Below are 12,959 nucleotides of genomic sequence, written 5' to 3' on the forward strand. Positions count from 1 at the left end.
CTCCAGGGCCCGTCGGGACGTACGACCTCGGCGGGCGCGGTGAGCGCGGCGGACGCGGCCGAGCCGGCGGACGCGGGCGCCGCGGAGGTATCGGGGACCGTCATACAGCCGAGCGTGTCACAGAAGCGCCCGTACGGGTGGCCTCGATCGCGGGACGCGGGTGCGGTTTGACGCTGCCGAGCACGGCCGCGGTCTCCTTCGCCGAGGCGATGGACTTCTCCGGCGGCTTGATCTTCTTGAACTTGGCGACGGCCAGCAGCCCGAGGATCGCGGCCACGACGAGGAACGCGCCGCCGACGATCAGGAACGACCAGGCGAGCCCGAGACCGAGATTGTGGATGCCGTACGCCGCGGCGAAGCTCAGCACGGGCAGCGCGAAGAGCGCCAGGACCCCGGCCGCCGCGATGGCGCCGCCGCCGATGCCGGCCCGTTTGGCGTCCTGCCGCAGTTCGGCCTTGGCCAGCGCGATCTCGTCGTGCACCAGCGCGGACAGGTCTGCGGTGGCCGCCGCCACCAGTTGCCCGAGGCTGCGGCTCGCGCCGTCGTCGGCTGTGCTCATCGCCTGCTCCCTCTTCGTTTCCAACGGACCATCAGCAGATCTTCAGCGGATCTTCAACGAACTGAAGCCTCTCAGATCATGCCGGACCATCGTCCCCGGTGGTGCGCGAGGAGGCGACTTCGGCCAGCCGCCGGTGTTCGGCGGCCTTCGCCTCAAGGATCGCCGCCATCCGGAGGTGGTAGTCCGGGTTGTCCTGCTCGTAGACGTCGGGGATGCCGTCCTGGTCCTCGTCGCGGTCCTCGTCCGCGCAGAGCTTCTTGTACTTGTTGTCGCGCAGCTTGAGCAGCACGCTGGCCAGTACGGCCGCGATCAGCGAGCCGATCAGCACGGCCGCCTTCGACTCGTCGGTGAGCAGCTGGTCGTCGGCGAACGCCAGCTCGCTGATCAGCAGGGACACCGTGAAGCCGATACCCGCCAGCGAGGCGACGGCGAGCACGTCCGGCCATTTGAGGTCCGGGTTCAGCTCGGCCCTGGTGAAGCGGGCCGCGCACCAGGTGCCGCCGAAGACGCCGATCGCCTTGCCGAGGACGAGCCCGAGGACGACGCCGAGCGTCTCGGGCTTGCTGAAGACGTCCGAGAGCGCACCGCCGGAGACGGCGACGCCCGCCGAGAAGAGCGCGAACAGCGGCACCGCGAGCCCGGCCGACAGGGGCCGCACGAGGTGCTCGATGTGCTCGCCGGGGGAGTGCTTCTCGCCGTCGCGGGTGGTGCAGCGGAGCATCAGGCCCATGGCGACGCCGGCGATCGTCGCGTGGACGCCGCTGTTGTACATCAGCGCCCAGTTGACCAGGGCCAGCGGCACGTAGATGTACCAGCCGCGGACGCCCTTGCGCAGCAGTAGCCAGAAGACGGCGAGGCCCAGCACGGAGAAGCCGAGGGCGACGAAGTTGAGCTGCGAGGTGAAGAAGACCGCGATGATCAGGATGGCGAAGAGGTCGTCGACGACGGCGAGGGTGAGCAGGAACGCGCGGAGCGCGGACGGCAGCGACGTGCCGATGACCGCGAGGACGGCGAGCGCGAAGGCGATGTCGGTCGCGGTCGGCACCGCCCAGCCGCCGAGCGAGCCGTCGCCCGTCTTGTTGACGGTGAAGTAGACCAGCGCGGGGGCGGCCATGCCGCAGACCGCGGCGACCACGGGCAGGATTGCGGCCTTCGGCTCGCGCAGCTCGCCCGCCACGAGCTCGCGTTTGAGTTCGATGCCGGCGACGAAGAAGAAGACGGCGAGCAGCCCGTCGGCGGCCCAGTGCTGGATGGACAGGTCGAGGCCGAGCGCGGAGGGGCCGAGGTGCAGGCCGCGGAAGGACTCGTAACTCTCGCGCAGCGGGGTGTTCGCCCAGACGATCGCCGCGACGGCGGCGGCGAGCAGCAGGACACCGCCGACCGTCTCGGTCCGCAGCGCCTCGGCGATGTAGTTCCGCTCGGGCAGGGACAGACGTCCGAGGAAGGTGGAACGGCGGGTGTTGGGCGCGGTCACGTCGGCGGCCTCCGGTGGGATTCGGCAGCTGAGGGCACAGCTGAGGCAGTTGCCGACCAGACTTCCCGGCTCACCAGAGTGTTTTTCTTAGCGCTATGTTGACGCGCCGCACACCTTACCTGGTGTAGGCGAGGACGAATCCGGTGATCCGCACCTTACGGGCATAAGGGCCGCGCGGCCCGTCCTGAGAACGCGAACGGGGCACCCGTCGACAGCCCGGGTGCCCCTCGCTCGTACGGCGTACGAAAGGATCAGTCCTCGCTGCCGGCCGCCGGCAGCTTGGCCTGGATGAGGTCCATGACCGACGAGTCGGTCAGCGTGGTCACATCGCCGAGGGTGCGGTTCTCGGCGACGTCGCGCAGCAGCCGGCGCATGATCTTGCCGGAGCGGGTCTTGGGCAGCTCCGCGACCGGCAGGACGCGCTTGGGCTTGGCGATCGGGCCGAGCTGCTTGCCGACGTGCGCCCGCAGCTCCTCCACCAGGCCCGGGTCCTCGGCGTCGACGCCGCCGCGCAGGATCACGAAGGCGCAGATGGCCTGCGTGGTCTGCGGGTCGGTCGCGCCGACCACCGCGGCCTCGGCGACCTTGGGGTGCGAGACGAGCGCCGACTCGACCTCGGTGGTCGAGATGTTGTGACCGGAGACCAGCATCACATCGTCGACCCGGCCGAGCAGCCAGATGTCGCCGTCCTCGTCCTTCTTGGCGCCGTCGCCCGCGAAGTAGCGGTTCTCGAAGCGGGACCAGTACGTGTCCAGGTAGCGCTGGTCGTCGCCCCAGATGGTGCGGAGCATCGACGGCCACGGCTCGGTCAGGACGAGATAGCCGCCGGAGCCGTCGGGCACCTCGTTGGCGTCGTCGTCCACGACGGTCGCGGCGATGCCGGGCAGCGCGACCTGCGCCGAACCGGGCTTCGTCTCCGTGACGCCCGGCAGCGGGCTGATCATGATGCCGCCGGTCTCGGTCTGCCACCAGGTGTCGACCACGGGCGTGCGGTCCGCGCCGATGTGCTTGCGGTACCAGATCCACGCCTCGGGGTTGATCGGCTCGCCCACCGAGCCCAGCACCCGCAGGCTGGAGAGGTCGAACTTGGCGGGGATGTCGTCGCCCCACTTCATGCAGGCGCGGATCGCCGTCGGCGCCGTGTAGAGGATCGTCACGCCGTACTTCTGGACGATCTCCCACCAGCGGCCCTGGTGCGGGGTGTCCGGCGTGCCCTCGTAAAGGACCTCGGTGGCGCCGTTGGAGAGCGGCCCGTAGACGATGTACGAGTGCCCGGTCACCCAGCCGACGTCGGCCGTGCACCAGAAGACGTCGGTCTCCGGCTTGAGGTCGAAGACGGCGTTGTGGGTGTACGACACCTGGGTGAGGTAGCCGCCCGTGGTGTGCAGGATGCCCTTCGGCTTACCGGTGGTGCCGGAGGTGTAGAGGATGAACAGCGGGTGCTCGGCGTCGAACGCCTCGGGGGCGTGCGTCTCGCTCTGCCGCTCCACGATCTCGTGCCACCACACGTCGCGGCCCTCGGTCCACGCGACGTCCTCCTGCCCGGTGCGGCGGACGACGAGGACGCTGCGCACGTTCTCGGTGCCGGGGCGGGTCAGCGCCTCGTCGACGGCGGGCTTGAGGGCGGAGGGCTTGCCGCGCCGGTAGCCGCCGTCGGCGGTGATGACGACGCGGGCGTCGGCGTCGTGGATGCGGGTGGCCAGCGCGTCGGCCGAGAAGCCGCCGAAGACGAGCGAGTGCGGGGCGCCGATACGGGCGCAGGCCAGCATCGCGACGACCGCCTCGGGGATCATCGGCAGGTAGATGGCGACCCGGTCGCCGGTCCCCACGCCCAGCTCGATCAGGGCGTTCGCGGCCTTGGAGACCTCGCGCTGGAGCTCGGCGTAGGTGATCGCACGGGTGTCGCCCGGCTCGCCCTCGAAGTGGATGGCGACGCGGTCGCCGTGGCCGTTCTCGACGTGGCGGTCGACGCAGTTGTACGCCACGTTGAGCTTGCCGTCCGCGAACCACTTGGCGAACGGCGGGTTCGACCAGTCCAGCGTCTCGGTGGGCTCGGTCTCCCAGGTCAGCCGGCGTGCCTGCTCGGCCCAGAAACCCAGCCGGTCAGCCTTGGCCTGCTCGTACGCCTCCGCCGTGACGTTGGCGGCGGCGGCCAGTTCGGCAGGCGGTGCAAAGCGGCGCTCCTCCTTCATGAGGTTGGCCAGGCTTTCTTTGCTCACGACATCTCCCATTCCCAGGGTGCCCGTTGTATCCCAGGGCCTAGCTCATCAGCCTGCGGTACGCCCTGACAAGGGTTGTCGGAAAAATTGGTTTAGACCTGTCATGGCCCTCCGCCCGCGCCCCTGCCCACCCGCCCCCGGCCGAGGGCCGCCCGGTATCCCGCGAACGAGTGAACCAATGAACGGGCGACGGCCGGGGCGGCGGGCCGAAGGTCGGGGGCAGGGGGCAGGGGGCAGGGGGCAAGGGCAGGGGCTGTGGGACTGGGGGTAGGGGTAGGGGGCGGCTGCGGTCATGTCGGCCGGCCCCCGCCATGCCGGCCGGGCGATCAGACCGGGTCGAGGACCTCGGGTCGTACGGCCGCGAAGGTGCCCTCCCGCTCGTCCAGTACGTACGCCTGCGCCTCCGCCACATGGAAGTACATGCCGTGCAGTTGGAGTCGGCCCTCGGCCACCCGGCGGGCGACGCACGCGTGCGCCATCAGATGCTCCAACTGCTGCTTCACGTTGACGAGCGCGAGCCGCTCCACGTCATCGCTCACCGGCCGGTCGGTCAGCGCGACCTCACCGCGCCCCAGCCGCCCGATCCGCTGAAGCCGGGCCAGACTCGGCCGCCCATGCCGCAGCCACCGGTCGAGCGAGGTGGGCTCGACGAGGTCGCGTGGCGCGGCTGTCTCGATCTCCGAGGCCGCTTCGGCCGCCTCGTCCGGTGGGACTGCCTCGCCCGGTGAGGCCGGTCTCGGCTGCGACGCGAGTACGGGCGGCACGGATACGGATACGGATACGGGCGCGGGTACGGGCATAGGCATGGGCACGGGCTGCTGCGCGGCCGGAACCTCCGGTTCAGCGGCGGCGGGCCCCTCAGCGCCCAGGAGCGCCTGCATAGCTCCGCACCCCGAGTGGCCGCACACAGTGATGCTGTCGACCTTCAGCACCTCGACCGCGTACTCCACGGCGGCGGCCACGGAGTCGCAGGACGCGTCGCTGCCGGGCGGCGGCATCAGATTGCCGACATTGCGCACGGTGAACAGGTCGCCCGGCCCGCTGGAAGTGATCATGCTGGTCACCAGGCGGGAATCGGCGCAGGTGAGGAAGAGCTGAGTGGGCCGCTGCCCCTCACGGGCCAGTCGCGCCAGCTCGGGCCGTACGAGCGCGGCCGTATTGCGCTGGAAGGCGCTGACGCCGCCCAGCAGCTGCCGCCCGCCGCCCTGCGCGGGCGGGGCCCCGCCCGGCCGTACGCAGTGATGGTTGTGCCAGGGCGTCCAGGGACGGCAGGCGTGGGCGCTGACCGGCTCCGCGATCGGCTGTCCGGCCCGGCCGCCCAGCCGGACCCAGCCGCCGCGCGCCGTGTGCCCGATGGACCAGGACTGGAGCGCGTCGTACGCGGCGTGGTCCATGAAGGAGCCGCTCAGCTCGATCACCGTGTTCGCGCCCGTCGGCACCTGCGCGAGCGCCCGCGTCAGCCGGGGGACCGCGAGGAACGTCAACTGACCGTCGACCAGCACCCGATGGCGATCGGACTCCTGCGTGACGGTGATGCGGGTGTGGGCCAGCCGCCGCAGCGCGGTGAGGGCCGCCACGGCGATCCCGGCTCCCACGCCCTGCAACACCCCGAAGACGACGACGGCCCCGAGCGTCGTCGCGTACACCGGGAACTCCCGGTGCCGCTGCACGTGTTTGATGTGCGCGAAGCTCACCATCTGCACGCCGACCACCATGACCAGCGCGGCCAGTGCGGCGAGCGGGACGAGCTCCAGGGCCCAGGCCGCCAGCCCCGCGCCCAGCACCACCCAGACGCCGTGCAGCACCGTGGAGTTGCGGGAGACGGCGCCGACCCTGACGTTGGCGGAGCCCCGGATCGCGCCGCCCGCGATCGGCAGCCCGCCGAGCAGCCCCGAGACCACGTTCGCCGCGCCCTGTCCGGCCAGTTCGCGGTTGAGCCCGGAACGGCCCGCTCCGGGCCCGGGCCGTTCGGCCGCGAGCTTCTCGACCGCGACGGCCGACAGCAGCGATTCCATGCTCGCGACGATCGTGACCGTCAGGACGGCCGCGGCCACTCCCAGCAGCGGCCCCGAGGGGAGCGCGGGCAGCGCCTGGAGCTCCCATCCCGGCAGCGAGACGCGGGGCAGCGCCATCCCGGCGCTCGCGGACGTGGCGACGGCGATGGCGGCGAGCGGCGCCGGGACCGTACGGGCCCACCGGCCGACCCGGCCGGGCAGCCGCGGCCAGGCGACGAGCACGGCCACGGTCACCGCGCCGATCAGCACGGTGGCCGACTGCGGGTGCGCCAACTCCCCGGGAAGGTCGGCGAGGTTGCTCAGCGCCGAGCTGTCGGGGCTGTCGCCGAGCACGACGTGGAGCTGGCCGATCGCGATCGTGAAGCCGATTCCCGCGAGCATCGCGTGCATGATCGCCGGGCTGACGGCGAGCGCCGCGCGGGCCACCCTCAGCGCGCCCAGGGCGAGTTGGGTCAGGCCCGCGAGGACGGTGATCGCGCAGGTGGCGCGCCAGCCGTACCGCTGGACCAATTCGGCGGTCACCACGACGAGCCCGGTCGCCGCCCCGCTTACCTGGAGTGGTGCCCCGCCGAGCAGCCCGGCGACGATGCCGCCCACCGCGGCGGCGACGAGCCCGGCGCGGAGCGGCGCGCCGGTCGCGAGCGCGATGCCGAGGGAGAGCGGGACGGCGATCAGAAAGATGGTGATCGAGGCGGACAGGTCGCGGCGCCAGAGGCCCGCTGAGAGCAGGCGGCGGGGCGGCGGGGCCTCGTGGCCGGGCGGGGAGTGGGCCGGTGGGGAGTGGGCGGGTGGGGGCTGGGCCGGTGGGGAGTGGTGCGGCTGAGACGGCTGAGTCTGCATGGTCGTTCCCGTCTTCGTCGGGGCGGCGCGGTCGCGCGTGGGCGCGGCCGTGGGTCACGGCGTGCAGCGGCGGGAGCGGCTGCAAGGCTGGGTGATTCTCAACTCTCGGTAAACAAACCGTAATGGAGAGTAAAGGTCGGCGGAAGCCTCGCAGGTCATTCGGGGGCGCTCTTCCTCCTATCGGGTGAAGTTCCCTGGATCGCAGCTTGTCGTCATCTTTTCCTTTTGTCATATATGTGATTTTTGTTCCCTCTGCTCAACTGAGCGAACAAAGGAAGAGGTGGTCCGATGGCGGCGTCATGGAGAGCCGCAGTGGGGGTGCTCGTCACGACAGCGCTGGCCGCGGGGGCGGCCGGCTGCTCGGGAGACCCGGGTACCAAGGACGACGCGCCACGCAAGGGACCGGCCGCCCCCAAGGCCGCCCCGCGCCCGGCCCGGCTCATCGGCGACGGTTCGACCGCCGACACCGGGTCGCAACCGCTCCAGCCGAAGCCGCAGCGCATGAAGCCCGGGGAGAAGCCGCCGCAGTTCGTCGTCTTCTCGTGGGACGGCGCCGGCCAGGACAAGCAGCGGCTGTTCTCCCACTTCCGCGATGTCGGCAAGAAGTACGACGCGACCATGACGTACTTCCTCAGCGGCGTCTACCTGCTGCCCGGAGCCAAGAAGGAGCTCTACCACCCGCCCAAGCACGCGCCCGGCGCCTCCGACATCGGCTTCAACGACGTCAAGGGAATCAGGGACACCGCCGAACAGCTCGGCGGGGCCTGGCGCGACGGCAACGAGATCGGCACCCACTTCAACGGCCACTTCTGCGGACCCGACCGCGGCGTCGGCACGTGGTCGCCCGAGGAGTGGACGAGCGAGATCCGCCAGGCCGAGTCGTTCGTCAGGAACTGGAAGACCAACTCCGGTCTCAAGGGCGGACAACCGCTGCCGTTCGACTACAGCAAGGCCCTCGTCGGCGGCCGGGCCCCCTGCCTGGAGGGTCAGCGCAACCTCATCCCGGCCGCCAAGTCCCTGGGGTTCCGGTACGACTCCAGCTCCGTCGGCGGCCGCCAGGTCTGGCCCCGCCAGATCGACGGGGTCTGGGACTTCCCCCTCCAGGAAATCCCGGTGCCCGGACGCGCCTTCGAGACCCTCTCGATGGACTACAACTTCCTCGCCAACCAGTCCGGCACGACCCACGGAGACCCGGCCCACCACGCGGCCTGGGGCAAGCAGATGCGGGACGGGCTGCTCAAGGGCTTCGACCGCGCCTACAACGGCAACCGGGCGCCGATGTTCATCGGCGACCACTTCGAGTCCTGGAACGGCGGCGTGTACATGAAGGCCGTCGAAGACACGATCAAGACGGTCTGTCCCAAGGCCGGCGTGCACTGCGTCTCGTTCAAGCAGCTCGCCGACTGGCTGGACGTACAGGATCCGAAGACGCTCGCCCACCTGCGCAAGCTGGATGTGGGAGAGCGTCCGAAGAGCGGCTGGGAGCGGTTCCCCGACTCCCGGCCGCAACGTCCGGTCAAGCAGGCTGCGGAGTAGCCGAACGCTCCTCGCCGAGCACGAAGGAGGGGTCGACCTGCGCTGCCAGGTCGGCCCCTGTCCGCTCGTTCCCCCAGCTCTCGGCGTTCTTCAGGTGGAAGTGCACCATCTGGCGCGTGTACCGCTCCCAGTCGCGCCCCTCGTACGCCCCGTCGGCGGCGTCCTTCAGAGCTTGCAGCGCGAGCCGGTTGGGCTCCTCCAGGGACGCGAACCGGGGCGGGCGGCCCTTCTCCATGGCGCGCACCCAGTCGGAGTGCCCGACCGTGACGAGCAGGTCCTCCCCGACCTCCTCCCGCAGGAACGCGAGGTCGTCCGGGCCCTGCACCTTGTTGCCGACGACCTTCAGGCGGACGCCGAAGTCCCGCGCGTACTCCCGGTACTGGCGGTAGACCGAGACGCCCTTGCGGGTGGGCTCGGCGACCAGGAACGTCATGTCGAAGCGGGTGAACATCCCGGAGGCGAAGGAGTCGCTGCCCGCCGTCATGTCGACGACGACGAACTCCTCGCGGCCGTCGACGAGATGGTTCAGACACAGCTCCACCGCCCCGACCTTGGAGTGGTAGCAGGCCACCCCCAGATCGGACTCGGTGAACGGGCCGGTGGCCATCAGCTGGATCTCGGCCTCGTCGTCCAGCCGGACGGTCCTGGCGCACGCGGCGTATACGGGGTTGTCCTCGCCGACGCGCAGCAGCCGCGAGCCGCCGCCCGGCGGGGTGGTCTTGATCATGGTGGCGGCCGAGGCGATGCGCGGGTTCGTGCCGCGCAGGTAGTCCTTGATCAGCGGCAGCTGGGCGCCCATCGCGGGCAGCGCGGCGGCCTCCGCCTCGTCCAGCCCCAGCGCGGCCCCCAGATGCTGATTGATATCGGCGTCCACGGCCATGACGGGCGTACGGCCGGCGGCGAGGTGGCGGATGAACAGCGAGGACAGCGTGGTCTTGCCGCTGCCGCCCTTGCCTACGAAAGCGATCTTCATGTTCACTAACAGTAGATGGACGATCGCGGAAAGTGAGAGCGCCGAGTGAAGAAGACCACTCGTTCGGGGGGTGTGAGCGCGGAGTGCGTAGGGTCGTACCCATGAGTACGACAGTCGATCCGCTCGCCGCCCTCGGCTCCCTGACAGGCGTGGCCGAGGCCGTGGACACCGTCCGCAAGGCCGTCGACCGCGTCTACGGGCACCGCGTGATGCGCCGCCGCAGCAACGAGGTCACCTCGGAGGCGGCGCTCCGCGGGGCGCGCGGCTCCGCGGCGCTCTCCGGCGCCGACTGGGCGCTCGAAGAGGTGCGCCGCCGCACGGACTTCGGCAGCGGCGGCGAGCCGCGCACGGTGGGCGCGGCGCTGCGGCTGACGGCCGAGGCCGGCACGCTGCTGAGCGTCTGGCGCCAGTCCCCGCTGCGGGTCCTCGCCCGGCTGCACCTGGTGGCGGCGGGCGGTGCGCAGCCGGACGACACGGTGGGGCGGCCCCGGCTCGCCGGCGAACCGGTCGACGAGCCCCTGATCGAGCAGGAGCTTCCCGACGCCGACGAAGTGGCGGGCCGGCTCGACGGGCTCGCCGAGCTGCTGATCGCCGGGAGCGAGGCCCCGGCGCTGGTGACGGCGGCCGTGGTCCACGGCGAACTGCTGGCGCTGCGCCCCTTCGGCTCGTGCAACGGCCTCGTGGCCCGGGCGGCCGAGCGGATCGTGCTCGTCGGCAGCGGCCTGGACCCCAAGTCGATCTGCCCGGCCGAGGTGGGCCACGCGGAGCTGGGGCGCGCGGCGTACGCGGCGGCGCTCGACGGCTATGTGTCCGGCACTCCGGCGGGCATGGCGGCGTGGATCGCGCACTGCGGCCGGGCCGTGGAGCTGGGGGTGCGGGAGAGCACGGCCGTCTGCGAGGCGCTGCAACGCGGGGCGGCCTGAACGGTCCACGCGGTCCGAACTGGAGGCGTCACACACAAGGTTGCGGCGGTACCCATAAAGCTCTGGTACCGCCGCTGGCACGTCCGCCGGGTTACCAGTGCGTGCTCGATATTTGCCCATCAGGTCGGGGAACTTCGCCCGTTACCTGGTGCGGCTGGCCCGTAATCGACGGGTCGGCGTCGCGTGGGTGCCCGGAATTCGTGCTCGGTCCGTGGGGCCTTGGTGCGTTGAGGGCTTCCTCTCGGATGTCCCTGGTCTCGCGGGCCGTAAGTCCTTTCTACTCCTCTCGTACGGCAAGTGGAACCCCTCGCCGCAGATATCTGCAATTGGATTCAAATGCTATGGATACGGGCACTCGGCGCGCGGCGGCGGCTGGCATACCAGACCAGCCCCGCGGTGGCGGCGGCAGCGCCCACCGCGACCGCCGTGGCGAGCGCCGGGCGCGAGGGCACGGACAGCGCGGGCACCCGCTTCTTGAGCTGGACCGGACGGGTGAACGACAGGACCGGCCAGTCGCGGGCCAGCGCTTCGCGGCGCAGCGCCCGGTCCGGGTTGACGGCGTGTGGATGGCCCACTGATTCGAGCATCGGCACGTCGGTCGCCGAGTCGCTGTAGGCATAGCAGCGCGCGAGGTCGTACCCCTCGGTCTCGGCGAGCTCCCTGATGGCCTCGGCCTTGGTCGGGCCGTAGGCGTAGTAGGCGATCTCGCCGGTGAACACGCCGTCCGCCACGACCATCCGGGTGGCCACCACCCGGTCCGCGCCGAGCAGTTCGCCGATCGGCTCGACGACCTCCGCGCCGGAGGTGCTGACGATCACGACATCGCGCCCGGCGGCGTGGTGCGACTCGATGAGGGAGGCGGCCTCGTCGTAAATGATGGGGTCGATGAGTTCATGCAGTGTCTCGGCGACGATTTCCCGGACCTGCTGTACGTTCCAGCCCCGGCAGAGCGCGGAGAGGTACTCGCGCATCCGCTCCATCTGGTCGTGATCGGCTCCGCCGGCCAAGAAGACGAACTGCGCATAGGCGGTTCGCAGCACGGCACGCCTGTTGATCAAGCCACCTTGGTAGAAGGACTTGCTGAAGGTGAGAGTGCTTGACTTCGCAATGACCGTCTTGTCCAGATCAAAGAAGGCGGCTGTCCGGGGAAGCGAGTGGTTTTCCACGAGGCCGAGCATAGAGGCCCTCCATTCGGCGTAAGCTGTGGCGTGTGGGTTTGCCTGAGAAGGGTCTCGGGTACACCATGGAAGTCACGGATCGTTCGCGACCGTGTCTAACCCGGTCCGACTCCTCCCCCCCCGAGTCGGCCGTGGGGACGACCCCCGCTCTCCCCCCCGGCGGGGGTCGTCGCATGTCCGGACGTGTTTTTGCCGTCCGCGCCAGATCATTCAGCTCCCTCCCGCGAGGCTCCGAGCCTGCCGGTCCTGTGCCGCTTCTCAGTCATACCCGTCACGGAACGTAATCACCATGCTGCACTCCGGAAGTCACTGGTATAGGTGACTGGGATATTCACAACGGCCGAGTTGTCCACAGTTTTGGAGCAAGATCCACACAATTTCCCACTTCGCTGCACGGTGATTCCTCGCGGCGTTCCGCGGAGTTCGCGGATGCGAGAGCGCGTAGTGAGAGGGGGAGGACCGTGGCCGGAACCAACGCGTCCGATCAATGGGCGGGAAGCGGTGCGGGAGCGGGTGCACCGCTGATCATCACCGAGGACGAGAAGCTCCTCGACGATCTGCTGCGCCTGTGCGCGGCGGCCGGCGCCGTGCCGGAGGTGGCGCACGGGACGCCCGCGCGAAGGGGGAGCTGGGACGACGCGCCGCTGGTCCTCGTCGGGGACGACTGCGCGCCGAGGCTGGGCGGGGCCGCGCGCCGTGAGGGCGTCGTCCTCGTCGGACGGGACCTCGATGACCCCGATGTATGGCGCAGGGCCGTGGTCATCGGCGCCCGCAATGTGGTGATGCTGCCCGACGGCGAGAGCTGGCTCGTGGACCGCATCGCCGACGTCGTGGAAGGCGTGGGCCGCCAGGCGCTCACGGTCGGGGTCATCGGAGGCCGGGGCGGAGCGGGCGCGAGCACCCTCGCCTGCGCCCTGGCCCTGACCGCCGCCCGCGAGGGGCATCGCTCGATGCTCATCGACGCCGATCCGCTGGGCGGCGGGCTGGACGTCCTGCTCGGCGGCGAGCGGACCGAGGGTCTGCGCTGGCCCGCCTTCGCCCGCTCCCGCGGCAGGGTGGGCGGCGGCGCGCTGGAGGAGTCGCTGCCCGAACTGCACTCCCTGCGCGTGCTCAGCTGGGACCGCGGCGACGCCACGGTCGTACGCCCCGAGGCGATGTGCGCCGTGCTGGCCGCCGCGCGGCGGCGCGGCGGGACCGTGGTCGTGGACCTGCCGCGGCGCGGCGACGACGCGACCATGGAAG

Annotated in this window: 9 protein-coding genes; 3 read left to right on the forward strand and 6 right to left on the reverse strand. The window is 70.8% G+C overall.

Annotation, left to right across the window (positions count from 1 at the left end; all coding sequences use genetic code 11):
• Positions 1-100: 100 nt before the first annotated feature.
• From ACFU99_RS14875 to ACFU99_RS14890, 4 genes are all read right to left on the reverse strand, one after another.
• On the reverse strand, positions 101-559 hold the full coding sequence (locus ACFU99_RS14875) for a phage holin family protein (RefSeq protein ID WP_384391037.1): 459 nt from the start codon (positions 557-559) through the stop codon (positions 101-103).
• A 76-nt stretch (positions 560-635) separates the two neighbouring features.
• Positions 636-2,033: a Na+/H+ antiporter NhaA gene (nhaA, locus tag ACFU99_RS14880; protein ID WP_384391040.1), complete on the reverse strand. Its 1,398-nt coding sequence runs from the start codon at positions 2,031-2,033 to the stop codon at positions 636-638.
• Positions 2,034-2,284: 251 nt separating this feature from the next.
• A complete protein-coding gene (gene acs / locus ACFU99_RS14885; RefSeq protein WP_384391043.1) occupies positions 2,285-4,252 on the reverse strand; it encodes an acetate--CoA ligase in 1,968 nt (655 codons plus the stop codon).
• A gap of 326 nt (positions 4,253-4,578) precedes the next feature.
• Positions 4,579-7,107, reverse strand: coding sequence for a SulP family inorganic anion transporter (locus tag ACFU99_RS14890; RefSeq protein ID WP_384391046.1), 2,529 nt, complete (start codon positions 7,105-7,107; stop codon positions 4,579-4,581).
• Positions 7,108-7,395: 288 nt separating this feature from the next.
• On the opposite strand from ACFU99_RS14890, the gene ACFU99_RS14895 reads away from it, so the two are divergent.
• Positions 7,396-8,643 carry a hypothetical protein gene (locus ACFU99_RS14895; RefSeq protein WP_384391049.1) on the forward strand — a complete coding sequence of 416 codons (1,248 nt, stop codon included), beginning with the start codon at positions 7,396-7,398 and terminating at the stop codon, positions 8,641-8,643.
• On the opposite strand, the gene ACFU99_RS14900 is transcribed toward ACFU99_RS14895, so the two are convergent.
• Positions 8,624-9,616, reverse strand: a complete 993-nt coding sequence (locus ACFU99_RS14900) for an ATP-binding protein (RefSeq protein ID WP_384391052.1) — start codon at positions 9,614-9,616, stop codon at positions 8,624-8,626. The genes ACFU99_RS14895 and ACFU99_RS14900 overlap by 20 nt on opposite strands.
• Before the next feature lie 101 nt (positions 9,617-9,717).
• Between ACFU99_RS14900 and ACFU99_RS14905 the strand changes: the two genes are divergently transcribed.
• A complete protein-coding gene (locus tag ACFU99_RS14905; RefSeq protein ID WP_384391054.1) occupies positions 9,718-10,539 on the forward strand; it encodes an oxidoreductase in 822 nt (273 codons plus the stop codon).
• Positions 10,540-10,871: 332 nt separating this feature from the next.
• Here ACFU99_RS14905 and ACFU99_RS14910 read toward each other — a convergent pair whose 3' ends face one another.
• On the reverse strand, positions 10,872-11,717 hold the full coding sequence (locus ACFU99_RS14910; RefSeq protein WP_384391057.1) for an HAD family hydrolase: 846 nt from the start codon (positions 11,715-11,717) through the stop codon (positions 10,872-10,874).
• 461 nt (positions 11,718-12,178) lie between these two features.
• Here ACFU99_RS14910 and ssd point away from each other — a divergent pair.
• Positions 12,179-12,959, forward strand: a 781-nt coding sequence (gene ssd, locus ACFU99_RS14915) for a septum site-determining protein Ssd (RefSeq protein ID WP_384391060.1), incomplete at its 3' end; no start/stop codon positions are given.

It is taken from the genome of Streptomyces sp. NPDC057654, assembly GCF_042800135.1.
GTDB lineage: Bacteria > Actinomycetota > Actinomycetes > Streptomycetales > Streptomycetaceae > Streptomyces.